The sequence below is a fragment of the Duganella zoogloeoides genome (assembly GCF_034479515.1).
In the GTDB taxonomy this organism is placed as follows: Bacteria; Pseudomonadota; Gammaproteobacteria; order Burkholderiales; family Burkholderiaceae_D; genus Rugamonas; species Rugamonas zoogloeoides.
In genome coordinates this window covers 2,267,194-2,290,612 of sequence record NZ_CP140152.1, presented here as the reverse complement: position 1 = coordinate 2,290,612, position 23,419 = coordinate 2,267,194, and the positions used below count along the sequence as shown (strand labels likewise).

At 65.0% G+C, this 23,419-nt stretch carries 20 protein-coding genes; 13 read left to right on the top strand and 7 right to left on the bottom strand.

Annotated features, from left to right (window positions below; translation table 11 throughout):
* Nucleotides 1-150 precede the first annotated feature (150 nt).
* From SR858_RS10155 to SR858_RS10145, 3 genes are all read left to right on the top strand, one after another.
* Entirely contained in the window at nucleotides 151-591 is a 441-nt protein-coding gene (locus SR858_RS10155) for a hypothetical protein (protein WP_019920665.1), read from the top strand.
* Between the two features lie 102 nt (nucleotides 592-693).
* The gene (locus SR858_RS10150; protein WP_019920664.1) at nucleotides 694-3,753 is read left to right on the top strand and encodes a family 16 glycoside hydrolase; all 3,060 of its coding nucleotides are present in this window, start codon (nucleotides 694-696) and stop codon (nucleotides 3,751-3,753) included.
* A 108-nt stretch (nucleotides 3,754-3,861) separates the two neighbouring features.
* Entirely contained in the window at nucleotides 3,862-4,122 is a 261-nt protein-coding gene (locus tag SR858_RS10145; RefSeq protein WP_056148503.1) for a hypothetical protein, read from the top strand.
* A gap of 112 nt (nucleotides 4,123-4,234) precedes the next feature.
* Here the strand turns inward: SR858_RS10145 and SR858_RS10140 are convergent, their stop codons facing one another.
* Genes SR858_RS10140 through SR858_RS10120 form a run of 5 tightly spaced genes read right to left on the bottom strand, consistent with a single transcriptional unit; the run spans nucleotide 4,235 to nucleotide 9,223 of the window.
* A complete protein-coding gene (locus SR858_RS10140; RefSeq protein WP_019920663.1) occupies nucleotides 4,235-5,155 on the bottom strand; it encodes an HpcH/HpaI aldolase/citrate lyase family protein in 921 nt (306 codons plus the stop codon).
* Complete coding sequence (locus SR858_RS10135; RefSeq protein ID WP_019920662.1) at nucleotides 5,148-6,236, bottom strand: cysteine protease StiP domain-containing protein; 1,089 nt, start codon at nucleotides 6,234-6,236, stop codon at nucleotides 5,148-5,150. Before SR858_RS10135 ends, SR858_RS10140 begins: the two co-directional genes overlap by 8 nt.
* Nucleotides 6,233-6,985 carry an HAD family hydrolase gene (locus SR858_RS10130; RefSeq protein WP_019920661.1) on the bottom strand — a complete coding sequence of 251 codons (753 nt, stop codon included), beginning with the start codon at nucleotides 6,983-6,985 and terminating at the stop codon, nucleotides 6,233-6,235. Before SR858_RS10130 ends, SR858_RS10135 begins: the two co-directional genes overlap by 4 nt.
* The gene (locus SR858_RS10125) at nucleotides 6,963-8,174 is read right to left on the bottom strand and encodes a phosphoribosyltransferase domain-containing protein (RefSeq protein WP_019920660.1); all 1,212 of its coding nucleotides are present in this window, start codon (nucleotides 8,172-8,174) and stop codon (nucleotides 6,963-6,965) included. Before SR858_RS10125 ends, SR858_RS10130 begins: the two co-directional genes overlap by 23 nt.
* A complete protein-coding gene (locus SR858_RS10120; RefSeq protein ID WP_322534542.1) occupies nucleotides 8,174-9,223 on the bottom strand; it encodes an ATP-grasp domain-containing protein in 1,050 nt (349 codons plus the stop codon). The genes SR858_RS10125 and SR858_RS10120 overlap by 1 nt, the downstream gene beginning before the upstream one ends.
* A gap of 301 nt (nucleotides 9,224-9,524) precedes the next feature.
* Between SR858_RS10120 and SR858_RS10115 the strand changes: the two genes are divergently transcribed.
* From SR858_RS10115 to SR858_RS10085, 7 genes are read left to right on the top strand one after another with little or no spacing between them, the layout of a single operon-like run.
* Complete coding sequence (locus tag SR858_RS10115) at nucleotides 9,525-10,388, top strand: STAS domain-containing protein (protein ID WP_019920658.1); 864 nt, start codon at nucleotides 9,525-9,527, stop codon at nucleotides 10,386-10,388.
* Nucleotides 10,389-10,395: 7 nt separating this feature from the next.
* Nucleotides 10,396-10,746, top strand: coding sequence for an STAS domain-containing protein (locus SR858_RS10110; RefSeq protein ID WP_019920657.1), 351 nt, complete (start codon nucleotides 10,396-10,398; stop codon nucleotides 10,744-10,746).
* Nucleotides 10,743-11,213 (top strand): anti-sigma regulatory factor, encoded by a 471-nt coding sequence (locus tag SR858_RS10105; protein WP_019920656.1) that lies wholly within the window; start codon nucleotides 10,743-10,745, stop codon nucleotides 11,211-11,213. Before SR858_RS10110 ends, SR858_RS10105 begins: the two co-directional genes overlap by 4 nt.
* Nucleotides 11,201-12,223, top strand: a complete 1,023-nt coding sequence (locus tag SR858_RS10100) for an ATP-binding SpoIIE family protein phosphatase (protein WP_019920655.1) — start codon at nucleotides 11,201-11,203, stop codon at nucleotides 12,221-12,223. Before SR858_RS10105 ends, SR858_RS10100 begins: the two co-directional genes overlap by 13 nt.
* The gene (locus tag SR858_RS10095) at nucleotides 12,220-13,587 is read left to right on the top strand and encodes an ATP-binding protein (RefSeq protein ID WP_019920654.1); all 1,368 of its coding nucleotides are present in this window, start codon (nucleotides 12,220-12,222) and stop codon (nucleotides 13,585-13,587) included. Before SR858_RS10100 ends, SR858_RS10095 begins: the two co-directional genes overlap by 4 nt.
* Before the next feature lie 27 nt (nucleotides 13,588-13,614).
* Nucleotides 13,615-15,540 (top strand): hybrid sensor histidine kinase/response regulator, encoded by a 1,926-nt coding sequence (locus SR858_RS10090; RefSeq protein WP_019920653.1) that lies wholly within the window; start codon nucleotides 13,615-13,617, stop codon nucleotides 15,538-15,540.
* Nucleotides 15,527-15,763, top strand: a complete 237-nt coding sequence (locus SR858_RS10085; RefSeq protein ID WP_154819784.1) for a hypothetical protein — start codon at nucleotides 15,527-15,529, stop codon at nucleotides 15,761-15,763. Before SR858_RS10090 ends, SR858_RS10085 begins: the two co-directional genes overlap by 14 nt.
* On the opposite strand, the gene SR858_RS10080 is transcribed toward SR858_RS10085, so the two are convergent.
* A complete protein-coding gene (locus SR858_RS10080) occupies nucleotides 15,760-17,982 on the bottom strand; it encodes an ATP-binding protein (RefSeq protein ID WP_322534541.1) in 2,223 nt (740 codons plus the stop codon). The genes SR858_RS10085 and SR858_RS10080 overlap by 4 nt on opposite strands.
* A gap of 216 nt (nucleotides 17,983-18,198) precedes the next feature.
* Between SR858_RS10080 and SR858_RS10075 the strand changes: the two genes are divergently transcribed.
* From SR858_RS10075 to SR858_RS10065, 3 genes are all read left to right on the top strand, one after another.
* Entirely contained in the window at nucleotides 18,199-20,319 is a 2,121-nt protein-coding gene (locus SR858_RS10075; protein WP_019920650.1) for a TonB-dependent receptor, read from the top strand.
* 2 nt (nucleotides 20,320-20,321) lie between these two features.
* Nucleotides 20,322-21,986 carry a PepSY domain-containing protein gene (locus tag SR858_RS10070; protein ID WP_019920649.1) on the top strand — a complete coding sequence of 555 codons (1,665 nt, stop codon included), beginning with the start codon at nucleotides 20,322-20,324 and terminating at the stop codon, nucleotides 21,984-21,986.
* Between the two features lie 170 nt (nucleotides 21,987-22,156).
* A complete protein-coding gene (locus SR858_RS10065; RefSeq protein WP_154819783.1) occupies nucleotides 22,157-22,414 on the top strand; it encodes a hypothetical protein in 258 nt (85 codons plus the stop codon).
* A gap of 3 nt (nucleotides 22,415-22,417) precedes the next feature.
* Here the strand turns inward: SR858_RS10065 and rfaD are convergent, their stop codons facing one another.
* Nucleotides 22,418-23,416, bottom strand: coding sequence for an ADP-glyceromanno-heptose 6-epimerase (rfaD, locus tag SR858_RS10060; protein ID WP_026637072.1), 999 nt, complete (start codon nucleotides 23,414-23,416; stop codon nucleotides 22,418-22,420).
* Between the last annotated feature and the right edge of the window lie 3 nt (nucleotides 23,417-23,419).

Sequence of the window (23,419 nt, the reverse complement as noted above, 5' to 3'; positions counted from 1 at the left end):
CATGCTGCGTCGCAATATTATTTTTGTCGTTGCGCACGTTTGAACCGGCTTGCCAGGAAATCCTGTGCTATTCTTGCTCTATAAACATCGCCCAGGCAGCTTACGGGTGGTTTGGTGCGATGCGCCAAACAGTTCACTTAGCGAGGTTATATGGCGCAATCACATAGTTACTCATACGCAGGCCACTACATCGTCTGCACGCCCAAACGCACGGCGGACAACGGCTACTATGCCTGTTTCCGCATCTACCGCGGTGCGTCTTCTGCCGGCGACGTGGTCTATGAACAATCGTATCCATTGGCCGAATTCGGCACCGTTGACGGCGCCAACCGCTACGCGGCCGAAATGGCGTCGTACTGGCTCGACCAGTGGCCGATCAAGGGTTCCTTCACCCGCAAGCGCGACGGCCGCGCCATCAGCTACCTGGGCACGTACAGCGTGGGCCACGGCGCCGACTGGAACGCCCGCGTGTATTGCGATGGCAACCTGATGGCCACGCCGGGCGGTGCGTTTCAGTACGACATCCTGCGCGATCCGAATATCTACCAGGCGGCCGAACACGTGATCCGCGCCTCGATCGAACGCGAATAAACCGGCACGCACGCACGGCGCTGATTATTTCCGGCGCCAGCGAACCGCTGGCGCGGCGCTTCGATTAGGATGCGTTTGCCTCCGACTTCGCTATCGCCCGCCATGACCTTCGCCCGTGCCACCGCAGCTCCTTCACTGCTAGCTCCACTGCTGACCGCCCTGTCCGCCGCCCTGCTGTTCTCCGGCGCCGCTTGCGCCCAGGGTTTCGACGTTGCCGTCACCGTCGATGACCTGCCCGCCCACGGCCTGCTGCCGCCGCGCATGACGCGCCTGGCCATCGCCGAAGCGCACCTGCAAACCTTCAAGCGACACGGCGTGACCGAGGCGTTCGGCTTCGTCAACGCCGGCAAGCTGACCAAGTCCGCCGACGACGCCAGGGTGCTCGACGCCTGGCGCGCCGCCGGCCACCCGCTGGGCAACCATACCGCCACCCACCTGGGCCTGTCGAAAGCGCCGTCGCTGGCGGCCTGGCAGGCCGACGTGGAGGCTGGCGAAGCCGCCGTAACGCAGCGCATGCAAGGTGCTGACTGGCGCTATTTGCGCCTGCCGTTCCTCGACGGCGGCGGCGCCCGTGGCCCCGCCGCGCTGGCCTGGCTACGCGAACGCGGCTACCGCGTGGCCGATGTCAGCCTCTCGTTCGACGACTGGGACTATACCGACGCCTACGCGCGCTGCGTGGCCAGCGGCGACCAGGCCGCGATCACGACCATGAAAACCCAGTACCTGGCGGCGGTCGAGCGCGGCATCGCCAAGATGCAGGCCGACTCGCAGCGCGTGTATGGCCGCGTGATTCCGCAGGTGCTGCTCACCCACCTGGGCGGCTGGAGCGCGGTGACCCTGCCCGACGTGCTGCAACGCCTGGATGCGGCCGGCGCCCGCTACGTGCCGCTGCAACAGGCGCAGTCCGATCCTGCCTACGCCGAGCCGGGCGGCGGCACCGTGATCGAACGCACGGCGCGCCGCCAGGGCATCAAGCTCGACGCCGAGACGCCGATGGCCGACCGCATCGATCCCGGCACCCTGTGCCGCCAGCCGGCCGAACAAACCATCATCCTCGACGGCAACGCCGGCGGTCCGCGCTTCGACGGCATCGGCATCGTCGAAGGCGGGGGCGGCACCGGCGTGCTGCTCAAGGACTACCCGGAACCGCAGCGCAGCGAGATCCTCGACCTGGTGTTCACACCGAAGTTCGGCGCGTCGGTCAGCGCCCTGTACGTGGAAATTCCCGGCGACGGCAACGCCACCCAGGGCTCGATGCCCAGCCACATGCACGCCCGCGACGACCTGAACTACGAACGCGGCTACCTGTGGTGGGAAATGCGCGAGGCCAGGCGCCGCAATCCGCAACTCACGCTCGACGGCGCCGCTTGGAGCGCGCCCGGCTGGCTGGGCCGGCAAGGCCAACTGTTCGAGCAGAGCACGGGCGATTATTACAAGGGCGATGCGCGGTTCTTCTCGCAGGACACGGCCAACTACTACGTCAGCTGGCTCAAGGGCTTGCGCAACGTCTATGGCATGGAGTTCGACGCCATCGGCATCCGCAACGAGAAAGGCGCCAGCTACGGTTTCGCCAAGGCGCTGCGCACCACGCTCAATGCCAACGACTTCGGCAAGGTCAAGCTGCACGGCTTCGACAACTGGCCCGATCCATGGAAATTCCGCTTTGTCGATGACATGGCCCGGGATGCGGAACTGCGCGACGCCATCGACATCGTCGGCGCCCACATCAACCCGCCCAAGTCGGTGGTGCCGGTCGAAGTGCAACGCAAAGCGGCCGCCATGGGCAAGCCGATCTGGAACACCGAGCAGCACGTGTACAAGGCCGGCTACGACGGGCTGATCAGCATGGTCCAGTCCTTCAATGAAAACTATGTGCGCAGCGGTGTGACCAAGGTGGTCAACTGGTACGGCATTGCCGGCCTCTACACGATGCAGGCGTACTCGGGCGAAAAAGAGGCGATGGTGCGCGCCAACTGGCCGTGGAGCGGCCACTACCGCGTCAACCCGGTGTTGTGGGGCTATGCCCACTACGGCCAGTTCACCGAAACGGGTTGGACCTACCTGCAGGGCGGCAGCGGCGATCTGGCCGGCGGCGGCACCTTCGTCACGCTGGCCTCGCCCGAGCGCGACTACAGCGTGATCATCGAAACCAAGGACGCGCCCGCTGCACAGCAGCTGCGACTGAACGTCAAAGGCTTGAAGGATGGCGACTTGGCCGTGTGGCGCACCACCGAGCAAGAGCATTTCGTACGCCAGGCCGACGCCGTGGTGCGCGACGGCGTGGCGACGCTCACGCTCGAGCCGCACGCCGTGTATTCGCTGACCACCACGCGCGGCCAGCAAAAAGGCGGCGTGGCCGACGTGCCGGCGCTGGCATCGTTCCCGTTCCCGTACCGCGAAACGTTTGAACACTATCCACGGCCAGCCACCTGGGGCCACCAGCCGCGCTACCTGGCCGACATTGCCGGTTCCTTCGAACTGGCGCGCTGCCCGGCCCGCGTTGGCACCTGTTTGCGCCAGAGTGCGCCGATTCCCACCATTTCGTGGGCGCCCGACTGGCAGCCTTATTCGATCATCGGCGACGATGCCTGGCGCGACTACGAAGTAAGCGTGGACGTGTACCTGCAAGCGGGCGAATCGGCCGCTGTCATGGGCCGCATCAACCATGCCGGCACCGGCTACGGTTTCATCCCGAAAGGATACTTTCTGCAACTGGGTCACGATGGCGCGTTGCGGCTGGTGGCCATCCGCGGCAAGAAGGACAAGAAAAAGGCGGTCGGCGATGCCGAGCAGCAGGCTTTGATCCGCGCCATGAACGACACGTCCGAGGGCGGCGAGAAGCAACTGGCCGCCAGCCGCGTGGCAGGCGTGAAAGCAGGCCAATGGCATACGCTGACGCTGCGCTTTGCCGGCAACCGGATTACCGGGCTGGTCGATGGCAAGCAGCAGCTTGCCGCCACCGACGATCTGTACGGCGCCGGCATGGCCGGCATCCTGGCCGCTACGCACAAAGACAAGGATGAAGACAAGCTGAGCATGGCCTGGTTCGACAACCTGGTCATCAAGGCTGCCGGTGGCAATCTGCCGGCGCCATCGAGAGCGATGACGGGCCAGCAGGCGCTGTATCCGGCTCAAAAGTCTATGCCATCAGGAAAGAAGTGATACAGCCGACCGCTGAGTAGTCCTACAAACAGGCCGCAAGCGCGCCGATAGCGCACGGGCTGAGGAATGCATAAACTGTAGTTCGATTGTCACCAAAAGGAGCTCAACATGAAACAGCATCACGCACCAGCCAAGTTTATTTTCGCCTTGATCCTGACCGCCGCCGCTGTTACCGGTTGCAAGAAGCAGGAAGTTGATCCGCCCGCACCTGAAGTTGTAGCACCACCGGCCAATACGGCCCCGACCGGCTCGCCACCAGTTGACAACACCATGCCGCCGCCAGCAACCACGCCACCGGCTGACGGCACCACGACCACGCCACCGGGCGGCACTACGCCAGACCCGGCAGCACCGCCGCCAGCGCGTTAAGCCTGGCGTGATGCCGGGCCGTCACCCTCTACCGAGTGACGGCCCGGCTGCGTGTTTCGATTGACCTCAGGGGATAGCCACCCCTGCCCCAGCCTCAACTTATTCGCTTTTCCTAACTATCCGGATTCGGCGCCAGGCTGTTATCGGGATACGTCCCGAAATGATTGGCCTGCTGTAGCACCGTCTGCGCCCACGCGCGATGCGTTGCCACTTCGCACATCGAATTCCCCATCTTGAATACCGCCGGACTAGCTTCGTCCATGATCCGCACCGCCGCAGCGACGTCGATCGGCTGGACCCGGTAATGCATTTCGATCAGTGGCAGCTGGTCTGGGTGGATTGCCGTCTTGCCCACCAGGCCGTGCGCCAGGTCTTCCTGCACTTCCATGTCGAGCAAGGCCTCCTGGTCCAGGTGTTCGAACACTGGCGCCGTCAGGCGGAAGCCGTACGGTGCGAACGTCGTGACCAGGCGCGCGATCACCGATCCCAGCGGGGTGCGGTAAATCGTCATGTTGCGGGGACGGCGTATGCCAAGCAGCGCCAGTAAATCGTTGCCGCCGATGCGCAGCGCCAGGATGCGTCCCACCACGCCCGGCGCGCGCAGCAGGTCGCGGAACGCCACCATCTCGCGCTCGTCGAATACCTCCGCTGTTTCCAGCGTGGGCATCAGCATGTGCCCGGTCTGGCGCACCAGCTTGAAGTAGGCGTCGAAATTGTCGCGCGTAGCTTTCGGGATCACGAAGCCGGTCAGGTGTTCGGAACCCTTCATGGCCAGCACCCGTTCGAGCACCTCGGGATTGCGTACCCGCACGAAGCGGTCGAGCACGCCTACCGGGTCCATGTTTTCCAGCATCACCGACAGGTTGAACAGCGCATAACTGAGCTCGCGGTCGGCCACCGCGTCCTCGGTGCAAAAAATCACCGAGCGCAGCTTCGGCAATTTGATGCCGTTGGCAATTTCCAGCAAATCCTTGTGGGTGGTCGGTACGTATAACGACGCGCCCATCGGCTTGTTCACCGTCCAATTAGCCATCCAAAGCACTCCTGATAAGGGATACCGCCTGGTAAGGCAGCGATTGATCGATGATGACCGGCACATTTTTTTCCTGTGCCAGCAAGGTCAGGTGACGCACGTCTGCGCTGGCCGGATCGCGGACCAGCAGCAGGCGCGGCACACGGCGCAACAATACCCGGGTAGCCTCGCCGATGCCCGGCTTGATCAGGTTGACGTCGGCCACGCCGTACTCCTGTTGCAGCCGCGCCAGGCAGGCGCGCGAGGTGGCGGCGGCCGCTGCGCGGTCCAGCGCAGCATGCGGCAAGTCTGCCCCATCCAGCGACAGCGCCAGCGCGGCGGCGGTCACCGCATCGACAAACTGGCGCGAGCGGTCGTGCGGCGCGAACGCTTCGTAATAGACGCAGCCGTGCAACTGGTCCGGCGCGCCCACCACGGTGCGGCTCACCAATCCGGACACGGTGGCATTCAGAATGCTCGACGGGATCAGGTAGTCGGCCTCGCTGGCAGCGCAAGCGGCCGAGCCGGCCAGGTCCGACAGCACGTACAGGCCGCTGTCGATCGCGGTGCGATGTTCGTCATTGAAGCGCGCCACCGAGTGCGCCAGCTCGCGCGAAATCACGCCCTTGCCGGTCCAGCCGTCGATAAACACGATCGATTCGGGTGCGTGGTGTTGCACGATCTGGCGCAGCGCCACGGCGTCGATGCCGCGATCGCGCGCGATCGAGACCGAATAATGCACGGCGCCGCGCCCGCACCGTTGCTCGAGCAAGCGCTTGACGATCACGCCGACCGGCGTGCCGGCCCGCGCCAGCGATACCACGGTGACGTCGCCTGCACGGCGGGCGGCGATCATGCCGGCCAGCGCCAGGCAATCGCGGGCCATCTGCGCCAGGTTGGCCGCGCACGCGTCCTCGAATACCTGCAAATAACGCTCGGACGGCAGCGATTCGGGCGACAGCATTTCGCTGTAATGCTTGCGGCCGGACTGGATCAGCGCTTCCTTGTCGGCCACGCTGGTGAACTGCTGTGCCGGCAGCTGGAGCAGCAAAAACTGCACGTCGCCAGCCTGGTAGCTGCCGGAAAAAGGTGCGCCGGTCATAGCGCCGCCACCGTCAATGCCGCCAGCTGGGTGTTGCTGGGGATGATGGCGTAATCGCAGGCGGCCATGAAGCGCGCGTCGGACTTGCTGTCGCCCATGCCCAGGGTCAGAATCTCGCCATGCTCGACGCGCAAGAGGCGCGTCACATAGGCCACCGCCACCGCCTTGTCGAGCGTGCGCGGCAGTACGGCCAGGTTGTTGCCGTTGCGGTGCACATAAAAACCGCTGCCGGCGCCGGCCAGCCACGGCGCCAGCGCTTCGTGCTCGATCGGCGCCAGGCGCTCGGCCTGCTTGTCCACGTCCTTGATCAAGGTGTAATACGGCACGCCGCCGTCTTCCACCACGCGGGCGCGCGAGGCCAGGCCCTGCTGTTCGCACCACGCGTTGATGACGGTTGCCGCCTGGTTCAGGCCGGGCAGCGCGATCGTCATGTCGGCGCGCATCTGCGCCAGCCATGCCGGGTCTGGCTGGTTGTCGGGACCGAGGATCAGGCCGCCGAAGTTGAGGATCTTGTAGCTATTAAAAGGCAGACCGACCCGGCCGAACGCATCGAGGTGGCGCGCAGTGGCCGGGATCAGCGTGGTGGCCGGGTCCATCAGCGCCAGAAAGGCGCGCTGGCGCGCAGTCGTGTACGAACACACCGACTGGTCCGAATAATACGCGGCCGGGTGCAGATCGGCCTGGCTGGCGCATTTGCCCAGGGTACTGAACAGGGTATCGTCCAGGTCAACGAACAGGAATTTCTTCAACCAGCTTCTCCGACTTGAAATGGAACAGGCGCGCGCCCAGCTTGCCAGCGAGCTCGTGCAGCGCTGCCGTGGGCGGCGTTTCGTGGCAGACCAGCACGTGGTCGTACTGGCCGGGCGCGACGTTGTAGATGAAATTGGCCACGCCTTCGCCATAGTTGTCGGGGAATGTCACCGCACTGGCCACCGCACCCCACACCAGGATCGGTGAGCGGGTGGTCGATTGCACCACCACGTCGGCGCCCATCTCTTCCAGCGCCCGGCCCAGCAGGTAGGCCGGGTGCATGAACTCGCCGGTGCCGAGCACTAGCACGCGCTGACCCGGCTGCACCTGGTCAAGCAGTCCGGCCACCAGGGACGGCGGCAACGCCAGCGCATGGTCCACCGCCAGCCTGCCGAACGCGGCGCTGGCGCCGCGGTCGGCGCTGGCGTCGTAGCGCTGGGCCGGCGCGGCGCCGGTGTCGAGCTGACCGGCCTCGAACACGAACGCGCCCTCGAGCGCGGCGTTGTGGGTGACCGGCACGCCGAAGCGGCCCAGCAACTGGCTGGTGCCCTGCTCGCCCATGAAATTGGTGATGGTCACCAGGTGCACATGCTCGATGGCGGGCGCCACCGCGCGGCAGGCGGCCGCCAGGTTGACAAAGGTGTTGCCGGTGCTGGCCTCGTCATCGACCAGCACGATCGACCGCGCCTGGGCAAACTTGGCGGCCAGCGCAGGATCGTCGGGCATGTGCAGGAACTGGCGCGGCGCGTGGCTGTGCGCTTCCTCGAATTCGATCAGCGGGGCGTCGCCCACGCGGTAGCGCGTGGTGTGCAGGAACAGCGCCGCGCGGCCGGAGTCTTCATCGAGCCAGGCCTCGAACACGCCCTGCCCCAGGCCGATGGCGGTCTCGGCCATGGCAATGAACAGCACCGGTCCCGGCAGATCGAGCGGCAAACCGCGCGCCAGCGACTGGTGCAGGCCGCGCATGGCGCTCGGACGCACCGGCCAGTGCTTGCCCAGCACCTTGCTCACGAACAGGAAACCACGCTTGGCGTTGGCGCGGGCGGCAAAGCCCACCAGCGCGTCGAGCGGATAAGCGCCAGCGCGCGCGGAGACGGTGAGCTTGCCGGTTGGCAGGTCCACCACCCGCAAGTTATCGCCGTCCTGGCCGGCAAAGGCCACGGCCAGGTTTTCAGCCAGCCGCTCCATCACAGCTCCATGGCGATCGAGACTTCGGTCACGCGCGCGCCATTGCGCACCGGCGCGATGGCGACGTGTTCAAAACCGCGGTCGAAGCCGGCCAGCGCGATATACGGCAAATTGGGCCCGGCCGCGCACGCCATGCTGATGCCGCCCGACATGCGCGGATTGATTTCCAGCAGGCGCGGCTGATCGCCGGTTTCACGGAACTGCACGTTGAAGCAGCCGTTCAAACCGTAATGTTCGGACAGCGTGGCGCACGCGGCCAGGATGTCGGCATGCATGTCGACGCGCTGGCCGGTGGCCGACGACGATTGCGGCTTCTTGCGCGGTACCGCAACGACCAGCTTGCCATTGTCGCCCACGCAATCGACGCTGTATTCGCGCCCTTCCAGGTATTCCATGACCAGCATGGTACGGAACTCGGGCAGCAGCGCCAGCCCGGCGCGCAAGTCGGCCAGGCCGATGGTGTATTGCACGCCGGCGATCAGCAGCTCGGCGCAGCTGCGCTGCTCGTCGATCAGGGCAAAGCCGAGGCCGTAAATCGACTGCGATGGTTTGATACACAGCTTGCTGTAGCGGCCACGCAGCTCGGTGTAGGCGGCATCGAACTCGGCCAGGGTGTGGACGGCGATCGCTTCCGGTGGCGGCGCCTGCGGGCACTCGACCGTGGCGTAGAAACGGGCCTTGTCGTGCAATAATTGCAAGGTCTCGGCAGAACCAGCCGACAGCACGCGCACGCCCAGGGCGGCAAACTGTGCGCCGGCGGCCGTGATCAGGCGTGCCTCTTTACCGGTGACAAAGATATCGACCGCGTGCTCGCGGCAGAACGCCAGGCACCATTCGACGTATTCGTCACCCTTGAGACCGGCCGGTTCCAGTTCGAACTGGTGCGCAACCTGGCCGGCAGTGGCCGGCGCGACGTGCGAGTAAATCAGGTGGTAACGTTGTTCCCGGTCCGCTTCGCGGATCAGGCTGATGGCGGTATACACCGACGAAAACGCACGATTGAACCACACCCGTTGCACCGACGCTGCCAAAACTGATTCACTGACCACTTGCACTCCCTATATTTAATTGTCCACTCCCTAACGGCAAGTTGACGCCGCGCCAACAGTATCCGGTTTGAAATTAAGGGAAACTTAATCTTAGCAGTCTTGTTTGACGTTACGGCGACAAAGCACGCGATTTTGCACGCGCAGCATTTATTTTCCAAATCACATGATTTTAATGACCTGCGCCCTAGTCGAAAGATTAAAAAGTGGCTAAGCTTTGAGGTTGCACACGATTGATGAAACCGTAGATTTTGATCAATTGTTATACTTACAGGAAATAAATCTAAAGTTGATTGGGGAATTGATGAGCTCGAACGACACCGCACGCCGCCTTGGCGCCGTCATACAAGAACACGAACAACAGATCCTCGAGGCGTGGATCGGCCATCTCAACAGCCTGTCCTTCCGAAAAGACGCTGCCGTCGCCGATCAACTGCGTCGCCATTGCACGCAATTGCTGGGCTTGCTGCCGGAAGCCACCGTTACCGGCGGCACCGACAATATCGAAGGCCGCGCCTGGGACGAAGTGCGCAACCTGCTGGCCGAGATCTCCAACCAGCGCGCCAAGCAAGGCTCCACCCCGAGCGAAACCGCCACTTTCGTATTCTCGCTCAAGCAATCGTTGTTTACCGCGCTGCGCGAAGCATTGAGCGCCGAGCCCGCAGTGCTGGCCGACGCACTGTGGGGCTCCACCACCCTGCTCGACCAGTTGGGCCTGTACACGGTGGAAGTATTCCAGAAGAGCCGTGACCAGATCATCGTGCGCCAGCAGCAGGAGCTGCTGGAACTGTCCACGCCGGTGGTCAAACTGTGGCAGGACGTGCTGGCGCTGCCGCTGATCGGCACGCTCGACAGCGCCCGCACCCAGGTGGTGATGGAAAGCTTGCTGGAAAAAATCGTCGAAACCGGCGCCGCAATTGCCATCATCGATATCACCGGCGTGCCGACCGTGGATACCCTGGTGGCCCAGCACTTGCTGAAAACCATCGCCGCCGCGCGCCTGATGGGCGCTGACTGCATCATTTCCGGCATCCGTCCGCAGATCGCCCAGACCATCGTCCACCTGGGCGTGAACCTGGAAGACGTGATGACCAAGGCCACTCTGGCCGATGCCTTCGAAGTGGCGCTGGCCCGCGTGGGCGCGCGCGTCACGCGCATCGCCGCCTGAGGCCAGCATGGAACGGATTCCCATTCTCCGTATCGGCGACCTGCTGCTGGTGTCGATCCAGGTCGACATGCATGATCGCCTGGCCATGACCTTGCAGGACGATCTGACCGAGCGCATCGTCAGCGACCGCGCCAAGGGTGTGCTGATCGACATTTCGTCGCTGGACCTGGTCGACTCCTTCATCGGCCGCATGATCAGCAATACCGCTGCCATGGCGCGCGTGCTCGACGCCCAGACGGTGCTCGTTGGCATGCAGCCGGCGGTGGCGATCACGCTGGTCGAGCTGGGCCTGACCCTGCCCGGCGTGAAGACCGCGCTCAATGTTGAGAAGGGCATGGTCATGCTCGGCAAGCGATGAACGCGCTCAGCGCCGAAGACGCGGTGCGCTTCGCCTCGACCCTGCTCACCGAGCCGGGCGCGCGCGTCAAGAGCGATATCACCTTGCCGTTGCACACCGACGAGCACGTGGTAGGCGTGCGCAAGCTGGTGCGCGAGCACGCGCTTGCGCTCAAGCTCAGCCTGGTCGAGCAGACCAAGCTGGTCACGGCTGCCAGCGAGCTGGCGCGCAACACCATCAAGTATGGCGGCGGCGGCATGGTGCTGGCGCAAGTGATCGACAGCGGCATGCGCCAGGGGTTGCGGCTGGTATTTGCCGACGACGGCCCCGGCATCGCGGATATCACCCAGGCGCTGCGCGATGGTTATACCAGCGGTGGCGGCATGGGACTGGGACTGGGCGGGGCCAAGCGCCTCGTCGACGAGTTCGACATAGATTCCCGCAGCGGAGAAGGTACGGCAGTAGCCATTGTTAAATGGAAAAAATAAATCAATCGGTCGAGACTTCCACCTGGATCACGATCACCCACGCCAGCGACATTGCTGCCGCCCGTCGCGCAGGCCAATTACTGGCAAGCAATGCCCGCTTTGACGAGGTGCGTGCCGGCCAGCTGGCCCTCCTGATCACCGAAGCGGCCACCAACATTCTCAAGCACGCCGGCGATGGCACCATCGTGCTGTCTGCCGTGCATGCCGACAGCATGGACGGCATCGACGTGGTGGCGTATGACGCCGGGCCTGGCATCGGCAACCTGGCGCAAGCGCTGCGCGACGGCAGCTCCAGCGCCGGCACCGCCGGCACCGGCCTCGGTGCCCTGCACCGGCTGTCCGACCAGTTCGACGTGTATGCCCCGCGCGGCAAGGGCGCGGTATTCTTCATGCGCCTGTGGCGCACGCCATCGCCGGGCCTGCAACTGGCCAGCGGCGGCATCTCGCTGCCGCTGGCCGGCGAGACCGCCAACGGCGACGCCTGGGCCGTGGCTGGCGCCCGCCAGCATACGGCGCTGATGATGGTCGATGGCCTGGGCCACGGGCCGGAAGCGGCCAAGGCCGCCGCCGCCGCAATTGCCACGGTGGCGCTGCAGCCAAGCCTGCGTCCGGCCGAGCAGGTCCAGGCGTGCCATGCGGCGCTGCGCAACACGCGCGGTGCGGCACTGGCGCTGGGACTGCTCGACGCGGCCACCGGCCAGTTGCACTTCACCGGTATCGGCAATATCAGCGCCTGCGTGATCGACGCTGGCGGCCGCCGCCAGCTGGCGTCGTACAACGGCATTGTCGGCAACAATATGCGCAAGGTGCAGGAATTTACCGTGGAGTGCGGCCCGGGCGCACTGGTGATCATGGCCACCGACGGCATCGGCACCCAGTGGGACCTGGACCAGTACCCGGGCCTGGCAGCGTGCGATCCGTCGGTGGTGGCGGCCGTGCTGCTGCGCGACTTTGCGCGCCAGCGCGACGACGCCAGCGTGCTGGTCTACCGCGTGCCGGAGCGTGCATGATGCCGCAGACCCGCATCCTGCAAGTAGGCATCGACAGCGAGCCGGACGTGGTGGCAGTGCGCCAGCGCGCGCGCCAGATCTCGGCGCTGCTCGGCTTTGGCGCGCAAGACCAGGTGCGCATCGCCACGGCAGTTTCGGAAGTGGCGCGCTGCGCCTCGAGCCGGCTGGCGCGCGGGCGCGCGGTGTTCGCACTTGACTCCTCCGGCAACCAGCAGCAGCTGGTGGTCACCATCCGTGCCGACGGCGATCCCGTGCGCGCCACCGAACTGGCATCCGGCATCGAAAGCGAATCGCCGCAGTCGCAACTGAACAACGCGGTCGCCACTGCGCACCGCCTGATGGACGAGTGCAGCGTGCAAGGCTCGCCCGAGCATGGCTTGCATGTCTTGATGCTCAAAGCGCTGGGACCACGCCAGCATATCGACCGCGACCGCCTGCTGCAGCTGGGCGGTGAACTCGCTGCCAGCCCGGTACAAAACACGGTGGCGGAAATGCAACAGCAAAACCGCGAGCTGGCCATGGCGCTGGCTGAACTGCGCGACCGCCAGGAAGACCTGATCTCGCTCACCCACGAACTGGAAGACACCAATCGCGGCGTGGTGGCGCTGTATGCCGAGGTGGAAGAAAAAGCCGAGCGCCTGCGCAAGGCCGACGAAATGAAATCGCGCTTCCTGTCCAATACCAGCCACGAGCTGCGCACACCGCTCAGTTCGATCAGGGCGCTGTCGAAGCTGCTGCTTGACCGCATGGACGGCGAGCTGACCGTGGAGCAGGAACGGCAGGTGCAGTTCATCGCCACTGCCGCGAGCGACCTGTCGGAACTGGTCAACGATTTGCTCGACCTGGCCAAGATCGAGGCGGGCAAGGTGGAACTGACGGTCGCGCCGCTCGACGTCGCCAACCTGTTCAGCGCGCTCAAAGGCATGCTGCGCCCGCTGGCCCACCACGAGCACGTGGAACTGGTCTTCGTGATGCCGCCGCCGGGCCCGCTGCTGCTGTCGGACGAAGGCATGGTGGCGCAAATCCTGCGCAATTTCATCTCGAACGCGCTCAAATTTACCGAGCACGGCCAGATTTGCGTCGAGCTGCGCGCCAACGACAGCCCCGACCATGTTACCTTTGCAGTCAGCGACACCGGCATCGGTATCAGTTCCGACAACCTGCTCTTGATCTTCGAGGAATTTTCCCAGATCGAGCATCCGCTGCAGCGCCAGGTCAAGGGCACCGGGCTCGGTTTGCCGCTGTGCCGCAAGCTGGCCACGCTGCTGGGCGGGTCGGTGGACGTCGAGAGCATCAGCGGCAAGGGCTCGACCTTCTTCCTGCACCTGCCCCGCACCGCGCCCGCGCCCGCGCCGGACGCTTAGCATGTTCAATTCTGTGAAAGACCGCTTGTGAGCAATAGTGACATCCTGATCCTGAACGTCGACGACAACGACGGTGCGCGCTACGTCAAGACCCGCATCCTGCAAGGCGCCGGCTTCCAGGTGGCGGAGGCGGCCAACGGCACCGACGCGCTGACCATGGCGCGCCGCCTGCTGCCCGCGCTGGTGCTGCTCGACGTCAAGCTGCCAGACATCAACGGCATCGAGGTGTGCCGCCAGATCAAGTCCGATGTCGATACCTGCGCCATCCTGGTCCTGCAAACCTCGGCCGCGCTCACCGGCCGCGACGACAAGATCCGTGGCCTCGAAGGCGGCGCCGACAATTACCTGGCTGCGCCGATCGAAGCCGACGAACTGATCGCCAACGTCAACGCCCTGCTGCGCCTGCAACGCACGCAGGCCGACCTGCGCAACAGCGAGGAACGCTTCCGCCAACTCACCGACAATATCGAAGACGTGTTCTGGATGTTCAGCCTGGACGGCAGCGAGCTGCTGTATGTCAGCAATGCCTACGCCACCATGTGGAACCGCCCGGCGCAGCTGCTCGAACGCGCGCCCGGCGACTGGCTCGACGCCATCCACGCCGATGACCGCGCCGCCGTGGCCGCGCGCTGGCAGCTGGCCGGCGCCGGTGAACCATTCGATGAGGAATACCGCCTTACCGTGCCTGGTGCAGGCGTGCGCTGGGTACGCGACCGCGCCTTCCTGGTGCGCGATGCCGCCGATGTGCCCTACCGCATCGCCCGCATCACCAGCGACATCACCCAGCGCCGCGATATGGAAGACCGGCTGCACGCGGCCGACGACAACAAGAACGATTTCCTCGCCACGCTGGCGCACGAGCTGCGCAATCCGCTGAGTCCGATCCGCAACGCGGTCGCGCTGATGGGAGAGGTGGCGCCTGGCGACGTGGCGCTGCACCAGAAGGCGCGCCAGATCATCGTGCGCCAGGTGGCGCACCTGTCGCGCCTGGTGGACGATCTGCTGGACGTGGCACGCATTTCGCAGGGCAAGCTCACCTTGCAGTTGCAGCGCACCGAACTGCATGCGGTGGTGGATTCCGCGCTGGAAACCGCGCAGCCGATGCTCGAATCGCGCCAGCACCGGCTGGTGGTGGACGTGCCGCCCGAGCCGCTGTGGATCAACGGCGACGCGGTACGCCTGGCGCAGGCGATCGGCAACCTGCTGCACAACGCCGCCAAGTTCACCAACCGCGGCGGTGAAGTGCGGCTGCAAGTGGCGCGCCTGGCCGATGCCCGCGTATCGATCTCGGTGCACGACAACGGCATCGGCATCACCTCGTACAACCTGCCGCGCATCTTCAATATGTTCGCGCAGGGCGCCGCCGCCCACGACCGCGTGCACGACGGCCTGGGCATCGGCCTGTCGCTGGTGTCCACGCTGGCCCATATGCACGGCGGCAGCGTGCACGCCAGCAGCCCCGGCATCGATCACGGCAGCACCTTCGAACTGATCCTGCCATTGCTCGATGCGACCGCAACCGGCGCCGCCCCGGTGCCACAAGATACCGCCAACCCGGCGCTCGCACCCGGCATGCGCCGGGTGCTGCTGGTGGACGACAACATCGATTCATCCGAAGTAATGGGTGAACTGCTGGGCGTGATGGGCCACGAGGTGTTCCTGGCCAACGACGCCGACCGCGCGCTGGCCCTGGCGCGCGCCCACCGTCCCGACACCATCATCCTCGACATCGGCATGCCCAAGGTGGACGGCTACGCACTGGCGCGCATGCTGCGCGACGACCCGCTGTTCGCCACCACCCGGCTGATCGCCCACACCGGCTACGGCTCCGACCCGGACCGTCAGAAAACCCGCGCTGCCGGCTTCGATTTCCACCTGGTCAAACCAGCCAACTTCGACGAGCTCGAGCGTAGTCTGCGGCCGTCACAGGTTTTAGAACATGAAAAAAAGTGATTTACTGGTCCGCTTCAGCATGCATCGCGGCCTGGCCGCCAGCGAACGCGAAGCGCACACCGATTTGCTGCTGCTGTTCAGCGAGGAGTACCCGATTTCCAGCTTCGAGAAATGGGACACCCCGCTCGACCAGGAATGGGCCGACAGCTTCTTCCTGCGCTACCGCGACGACCCCGAATGCGACCTGCGCTGGCTGCTGGCGGGGCTGTGGCAGGTGAATTAGGCTGAGGCAGCAGACGGCGCCGGTACGACAGGCGCTGCGGGCAGATACAGTGTAAAGCGCACATGCGGCGCCTGGTACGTGTACTCGATGGTACCGCCGTGCTCAAGCATGATCTGGCGCGCGATGTACAGGCCCAGGCCCATGCCGCCCTTGTTGCGGGCATTGTTGGCCGACAGCCGCTTGAACGGGTTGTACAGCGTGCGCGCGGTTTCCTCGGCGATTTCATCACCGACATTGAGCACATCGAGCGTCACGCCGGTGTCGTCCTGCACCAGGCGCACGTCGATGCTTTCACCGACCTTGCCGTGGTGGTAGGCGTTGCTGATCAGGTTGCTCACCACTTGCGCCACGCGGTCGGCGTCCATCGGCACCAGCACCTGCGGCGGGCTTTCCAGGTTGAGCACGATATTCGGCTTGGCGGTGCGGAATTCGTCAGCCAGGTCGGCCAGCATGGGCGCCAGGTTCACTGCCACGACTTCGCCCCCCAGGCGCATGCCGCCGTTGATCATGCTCATGTCGAGCACCTGGGAAATCAACCGTTCCATGCGTCCGCTCGACGCCTTGATGCGGCGGCCGGCGGTTTCCTTGGAACCACCCAATTCCAGCACCGTGGCTGCCATGCTGATCGATTGCAGCGGGTTGCGCAGGTCGTGGCCGAGAATGGCGAACAACTGGGCGCGGGCGCGGTCGTTCTGCTCGTGGCGCGTGACCGAAGCGCGGTTCATTTCGGCCAGCAGCTGGCGCGCGATGGACAGGCGCGTGGCTTCCCACGGCTCGGCCTGGTCGAACACGGTCTCGCGCCATTCCGCGAACGAACCACGCGGCGTGAGGCGCGGACCGAGCGGGCCATGGGCGATTTCCTTGTCGGGCTTGCCGCCCCAGCGCACCAGTTCGACCTGCTCTTCGCGCAGCGCCAGCAGCCAGCCATTGGCAGAGGCGTCGTAGCGCAAGCCGAGCAGGCCCACCCATTTGCCGCAGGCCTGCTGCTGTGCGGCGGGCCAATCGCGCCGGGCCGACCGTTCGACCACGTCGGCATTTTCGAGCTGCATCGACGCCACCGCTGCCGCCGCCACTTCCGCCGATACCGGGCCGTGGGCCACCACACGGCCGCTGTGCATGACGACCAGCGCGCCGGCGCCCAGCGAGCCGCAGATCTCGGCCGCGCAGGCGGTGAGGCCGGCGGCGACATCGTCGAAGTGCAGCAGCGATTCCATGACCTGGGTGCGTACCTCGGCTGCGCGTTCGGCAAGCGCCGCGCGTTCGCGCGTTTCAAGCGACTGCACCGAGGCCGCCAGCACCTGCGCCATCACGTCGGCCGCCATGCGGATCGCGTACGGCACCCGGCGCGGCGCCATGTGGTGACAGGCGATCAGGCCCCACAGCTTGCCGTTGATGACGATGGAAATGCTCATCGACGCCTGCACGCCCATGTTGCGCAGGTATTCGACATGGATCGGCGACACGCTGCGCAGCACGCTGTAACTCATGTCGAGCGGCGCCGCGCCGGTGCGGCCCAGCATGGCAACCGGGTTATAGCCCATGTCGCCGATCAGGCGCAGGGTGTTGATCACGTACAGGCGGCGCGCCTGCGCCGGGATGTCGCTGGCCGGATAGCGCCGGCCCAGGTAGGGGTCGAGCGATTCGTCTCTAGCTTCGGCCGCCACTTCGCCGCTGTCATCATGGCGGAAACGGTAGGCCATCACGCGGTCGAAACCGGTGATCAGGCGAATCTGATCGACCGCCGCCTTAAGCAGCGCCGGCACCGACTTCTGGCGCTTGAGGCGCTCGATGGCAGTGTGGGCCTTGAGCGCGAACGTGGCCACGCTGTCGGCCGCCAGTTCGCGGCATTCGTATTCGACGATGACCAGGCCTTCGTGGCCATGCACGATGCAATCGAAGTCCTGGGTACCGACCAGGGTTTCCGCCATCGCGGCCGGAGCTTCGCCGCCGTCCATGTCATCGATGCATTCGTGGATCTTCTCTTGCACTTCGTCCGCCAGGCCGAGGTCGGCCAGGGCCGTGAGCAGCACCAGCGGCACCGTCAACTGCAACATGGCGTGGGCATTGGCGCTCCACGAGACCAGTTCGGCCGCGCTGTTGAACACCAGTATCGCGCCATGTGGCTGGATGCTACCGGGAATGTGGATGGGCTCGTCGGCGCAGTTGGCCAGCGTGACGGGCATATCGGCATTACGGACAGCAAAATCAGGTATGGTCATCGGCTTTCGGGGGAGTGATGGTTAGCCGTGGATGGGCAAACTCCCCGGTACCGAATTATAGCGCCAGCGCCGCGCCAACCCGGGCGCGGTACGCATCGAAATACAACGAAAACCGGTTACATGAATAATTTTCACGTTTAAGTGAAAATCTTTCTAATGACTCAAGGTTGTCAATGTCATAAACTGCGCGCCTTGTTCCGCGCTCACCGCTCTCACATGAAACATTCGACACTGACCGCACTGGCCGCCGCCAGCATGGCCGTGTGCGCCACCGCCCGCGCCCACCACCCCACCCTGCCCACGGTGGAAGTGGTCGAAAGCCGCCTCACCGCCAACAGCGGCCTCGGTCTCGACGAAGAAAACGGCACCGGTTCGCGCCTGGGCTTGACCGCGCGCGACACCCCGGCCAGCGTCAGCAGCATGAGCAGCGCCGACATGGCCGAACGGGTGCTGGTGCGCGCCCAGGATGCCGCCGTGCGCATGCCGGGCGTGAGCGAAGCGCCGTCGCCGGGCAATGGCGGCACCAGCCTGTCGGCGCGCGGCTTCTCGGGCCACAACTCGGTGGCGCAGATGGTCGATGGCACCCGGCTGGTGGTGGCGGTGGGCACCATCACCTACCCGTTCTCGACCTGGCCACTGGAATCGGTGCAGGTGCTGCGCGGCCCGGCCTCGGTGCTGTACGGCGATGGCGCCATCGGCGCGGCGGTCAATTACGTCACCAGGCAACCGCGTTTCGACCGGTTTGAAGGCGAAGCCTACGCCAGCGCCGGCTCGTGGGACACGGTGCGCGGCGGCGTCGGGGTGCGCGGCCCCGTCAACGACATGGTGGCCTATTCGCTGTATGCCGACGCGCAAAAGAGCAACGGCTACCGCGCAGACTCCGGCTACCAGCGCCAGAACATCTCGGGCGCCGTCGCCGTGCGCCCCAACCGCGACCTGAAGGTGACCTTGCTGGTCGTTGCCGGCCACAACGACGACGCCCGCTACTTCGGCACGCCGCTGCGCAACGGCAAGCTGGACGATAGCCTGAAACGCCTGAGCTTTAACGTCGATGACGCCCTGGTCAAGTACAACGACCGCGTTTGGCGCGTCAAGGTGGACTACCAGGCTGCCGCCGGCGTGCGCGTGCGCAACGAGAGCTACTACATGACCAGCAAGCGCCACTGGCGCAACGCCGAGAGCTATACCCTCGACCCGACCGGCACGCTGATCAACCGCGACAGCTACCTGGAAATCCTGCACGACCAGCAGCAAGTGGGCAACCGCCTCGACGTCACGCTCGACGGCCAGGTCGCCGGCCTGAAAAACCGCTTCGTGGCGGGCGTGGAATGGAATCGCACCAGGCTGTTCCTGACCAACAATTCGCCATATACCGGCAGTTCGGTGATCGACCCGTACAACTTCGTGCCCGGCACGTTTGCCGGCGCCATCCCCAGCCGCACGCTGCCGCTGCGCCGCGCCGAGCTGGAATCGACCGCGGTCTTTGCCGAGAACGTGCTCGACCTGGCGCCGCACTGGAAACTGGTGGCCGGCCTGCGCCGCGACCGCATGGCGCTCGACAACCACGAACTGCGCACCGGCGTGCGCGCAGCAAAAGACTACACGCCGGTGACCGGCCGCGCCGGCCTGGTGTGGAATCTCGATCCCGCCGTGAGCCTCTACGCCCAGTACGGCACCGCCACCGATCCGCTCAGCGGCGCGCTGGCCTTGCCGAACGGCAGCCCCAGCTTCGACCTCACCCGTGGCAAGCAACTCGAATTCGGCGCCAAGGGCGGCATCGCCGCGCTGCGCGGCGAATGGAGCGCGGCCGTGTATAAAATCGAAAAGAACAACCTGCTCTCGCGCGACCCGGACAATCCAACCGTGGCATTGCAGATCGGCCAGCAGTCCTCGACCGGCATCGAACTGGCGTTCGCCGCCGAACCGGTGCGCGGCTGGACCATCGACGCCAATCTGGCCGCGCTGCGCGCCCGCTACGACGACTTCAACGAAGTGGTCGGCGGCGTGCCGATCTCGCGCGCCGGCAACACGCCCACCGGCGTTCCCGAGCGCACCGCCAACATCTGGACCGGCTACCGCTTCGTGCCGGGCTGGCAAGCGGCGATCGGCGCCCGCTACGTCGGCGAGCGTCAGGCCAATACCGCCAACACCGCCAACCTGCCCGCGTACACGGCGATTGACGCGTCGCTGGCATGGACTGCGTCGCCCAAGCTGGGCCTGACCCTGTCGGTCAAGAACCTGGCCGACCGCGACTACGCTTTGTCAGGCAGCGCCGGCGTGCGCTGGCTGCTGGCCGACCCGCGCTCGGTACAATTGACAGCCCGCACCACGTTCTGACCATGAAGCAGGCGCTGCTGTTCGTCCACAAGTGGCTGGGAGTGGCGCTGGCCTTGCTGTTCCTGGTGTGGTTTGCCAGTGGCATCGTGCTGTACTTCGTGCCGTTCCCGAGCCTGACACCAACTGAGCGGCTGGCCGGGTTGCCGCCGCTGGTGCTGGACCACCGAGCGGTCGAACCGCTGACTGGACTCCCGGCACCCGCGCTGGATGACCGACCTGCCGAACAACTGGCCGGGTTGCCGGCCACGGCGGTCGACAATCGCTGTTGCCTGACGGCGTCAGCGGCAGCCGCCCGCGCCGGCCTTCGCGCTGCCGAGGCCAGGCTGGGCATGCATGCGGATATGCCAGTCTGGCGCCTGCTGCGTACCGCACCCGATAAGCGCTGGATCGCAGTCGATGCCAGCACCGGCGCCCTGCTGCCCGACCTGAGCACGGCGCAGGCAATGGCCGTGGCGGAAGCCTTCAGCGGCCGCCGCGCGATTTACGCCGAAGCGCTGGAACGCGACCAGTGGACCGTGGCGCAAGGTTTCAATCCTTACCGGCCGCTGGTCCGGGTGGAGCTCGACGGCGACGATGGACTGGAGCTGTACGTTTCTCCCGGCGCGGCCGAAGTGGTCGGCGCAACCCGTCGCGCCGAACGCGCCTGGAACTGGGTCGGCGCAATTCCCCACTGGATCTATTTCACCGAACTGCGGCGCTGGCCCGAGCGCTGGCACAATGTCGTGGTGTGGCTGTCGCTGCCGGGCGTGCTGCTGGCTGCGACCGGATTGATCATCGGCGTGTGGCAACTATTCCTCAACCGTTCGCGCTGGATTCCGTACCGGGTTTTCTGGATGCGCTGGCACCATATCCTCGGGCTGGCCGTTGGCGTGGTCACGCTGACGTGGATTTTTTCGGGCCTGATGTCGATGAATCCGTTCAGCGTGTTCTCGCCACGCGGCGCCACGGCGGACGAACAGCGGCGCTGGTCGGGTCAGGAAGTGGCTGCACAATTGTCGCCGGCGGCAGCGTTGCGGCTGGCGGCGCCGCTACAGGTGCGCGAACTGGAAACGCTGCGCTTCGATGGTCAGGCGTGGTATCGGCTGAGGGGCGTGGATGGTTCGGTGCTCGTGCGTGCAGATGGTGTCGCTACTGTCGACAGCGTCGTTGCTGCCAGTCATAGCGTTGCGACCGATGGAGCCGCTGCTGCCGGCGGCATCACTGCGGCCGACGATGTCGATGAGACTGCGGCTACGGCCAGTGACGCTGCCGTCATCGCCGCCCTGCCCGCTGCCGACATCAGCGCCGCACTGGGACGCCTGCGCGCAGAAGCACCGGTAACACTGTCGCGCCTCACTGCTTATGACGAACTCTACTACGCGCGCGGCAACCAACCTGCCAACCGCCAGAACCGGCCGCTGCCCGTGTGGCGCGCGGCCTGGGCCGACGGCGTGGTGGTCTATGCCGATCCGGCCTCTGCCCGCATCGTGCTGCGCGCCGAACACTCCAACCGCTGGCAACGCCTGCTGTACAACGGCCTGCACAGCTTCGACTTCGCCCCGTTGCTGGCGCGGCCATGGCTGCGCGACAGCCTGGTCGTGTTGTTATCGTTGCTGGGGGTGGCGATGAGCGTGACCGCCTGCGTGGTGGCGTGGCGGGTATTCGTGCCGCGCAAGCGTCGCCGCTAAAACCGCATTTCTGCGGACTGGCGCGTGTGCCGCTTGACGTGGTAGGCGCACTCTTTTAGCATGGACATAGGCTGGAAGCACCATCATCATCCGGGCCGTCGACGCTGTCGCGAGTGCTACCCAGCTTGCAATAATCGAGACGCAAATGGAAGCGTAACATGGAGCAGCGCGTGACAAAACTCGAATTCGAGATGGAGGCCATCAAGCTCGACCTCGGCATCCTCAAGGCAACGGTCGCCACTAAAACCGACCTTGCCGAGGCCATCGCCAAGGTCAATGCAGACACCAGGTCGTCTATCGCCGAGGTCAAGGCCGAGACCAAGGCAGGGATCGCCGAAGCGAAGAACACCATCATCGTCTGGGTCGTCGGCAGCGTTTTCCTGGCGCAGTTGCTGCCCGGCTTGCTCAGGAAGCTGGGCCTGCAATAGTGATTATTTGTGGTTGGCCTTCAACCACGCAATGTACGCGGTCACCCCGGCACTCACATCATAAAACGGCTTGTCGTAGCCAATCGCGCGCAGCTTGGCGATGTTGGCCTGGGTGAAGCTCTGGTACTTGCCCTTGAGCTTGTCCGGGAACGCGACGTACTCCAGCAATTTCTGCTCGACGATGGCATCCAGTGCCAGGGCGCCGGCTTCGGGTTTCAGGTTGTTCACCACCGCCACCGCGATATCGTTGAACGGCTGCGCACGACCGGTGCCCAGGTTGAAGATGCCGCTCTTGTCCGGGTTGTCGAGGAAGAACAGGTTGACGCTGACCACGTCGTCGATATAGACGAAGTCGCGGGTCTGGGTGCCAGCCGCGTAGCCGTCGTACTCTCCGAATAATTTTACCTGGCCATCGGCCAGGAACTGGCGGTACTGGTGCAGCGGCACCGAGGCCATATTCCCCTTGTGGAATTCGCGCGGGCCATAGACATTGAAGTAGCGCAGGCCGACCACTTGTGCGCCACGGTCGCCATTGGTTTTCCAATAGTTGCGCACGTACTGGTCGAACAGGAATTTCGAGTAGCCGTACACATTCAACGGCCGCTCGCCCGAACGCTCTTCCGTAAAGCCTTCCTCGGCGCCATATACTGCTGCCGACGACGCGTAGATGAACGGGATTTTTTCCTTCTGGCAGAAGTGGAACAACGACACGCTGTAACGGAAGTTATTGCGCATCATGTACTCGCCGTCCATTTCCATGGTGTCGGAGCACGCGCCTTCGTGGAATACGGCCGAGAATTTGCCGGCGAATTCGCCGCGCTCGAGGCGCTCGATGAACTCTTCCTTGCCCATGTAATCGACCACCTCGGCATCGACGACATTGTGGAATTTCTCCGGGCGCTTCAAGTTATCGACCACGAAGGTCGCTTCGCCGCGCTGGCTCAGCGCGTGAACGATGTTACTACCAATAAAACCCGCACCGCCGGTCACCAAAATCATGATCTG

What these genes read in the sequence shown, in the direction of transcription:
- SR858_RS10155 (WP_019920665.1), top strand. Translation starts at nt 151, where the DNA reads ATGGCGCAATCACATAGTTACTCATACGCAGGCCACTACATCGTCTGC.
- SR858_RS10150 (WP_019920664.1), top strand. Translation starts at nt 694, where the DNA reads ATGACCTTCGCCCGTGCCACCGCAGCTCCTTCACTGCTAGCTCCACTG.
- SR858_RS10145 (WP_056148503.1), top strand. Translation starts at nt 3,862, where the DNA reads ATGAAACAGCATCACGCACCAGCCAAGTTTATTTTCGCCTTGATCCTG.
- SR858_RS10140 (WP_019920663.1), bottom strand. Translation starts at nt 5,155, where the DNA reads ATGGCTAATTGGACGGTGAACAAGCCGATGGGCGCGTCGTTATACGTA.
- SR858_RS10135 (WP_019920662.1), bottom strand. Translation starts at nt 6,236, where the DNA reads ATGACCGGCGCACCTTTTTCCGGCAGCTACCAGGCTGGCGACGTGCAG.
- SR858_RS10125 (WP_019920660.1), bottom strand. Translation starts at nt 8,174, where the DNA reads ATGGAGCGGCTGGCTGAAAACCTGGCCGTGGCCTTTGCCGGCCAGGAC.
- SR858_RS10115 (WP_019920658.1), top strand. Translation starts at nt 9,525, where the DNA reads ATGAGCTCGAACGACACCGCACGCCGCCTTGGCGCCGTCATACAAGAA.
- SR858_RS10110 (WP_019920657.1), top strand. Translation starts at nt 10,396, where the DNA reads ATGGAACGGATTCCCATTCTCCGTATCGGCGACCTGCTGCTGGTGTCG.
- SR858_RS10105 (WP_019920656.1), top strand. Translation starts at nt 10,743, where the DNA reads ATGAACGCGCTCAGCGCCGAAGACGCGGTGCGCTTCGCCTCGACCCTG.
- SR858_RS10100 (WP_019920655.1), top strand. Translation starts at nt 11,201, where the DNA reads ATGGAAAAAATAAATCAATCGGTCGAGACTTCCACCTGGATCACGATC.
- SR858_RS10095 (WP_019920654.1), top strand. Translation starts at nt 12,220, where the DNA reads ATGATGCCGCAGACCCGCATCCTGCAAGTAGGCATCGACAGCGAGCCG.
- SR858_RS10085 (WP_154819784.1), top strand. Translation starts at nt 15,527, where the DNA reads ATGAAAAAAAGTGATTTACTGGTCCGCTTCAGCATGCATCGCGGCCTG.
- SR858_RS10080 (WP_322534541.1), bottom strand. Translation starts at nt 17,982, where the DNA reads ATGACCATACCTGATTTTGCTGTCCGTAATGCCGATATGCCCGTCACG.
- SR858_RS10075 (WP_019920650.1), top strand. Translation starts at nt 18,199, where the DNA reads ATGAAACATTCGACACTGACCGCACTGGCCGCCGCCAGCATGGCCGTG.
- SR858_RS10070 (WP_019920649.1), top strand. Translation starts at nt 20,322, where the DNA reads ATGAAGCAGGCGCTGCTGTTCGTCCACAAGTGGCTGGGAGTGGCGCTG.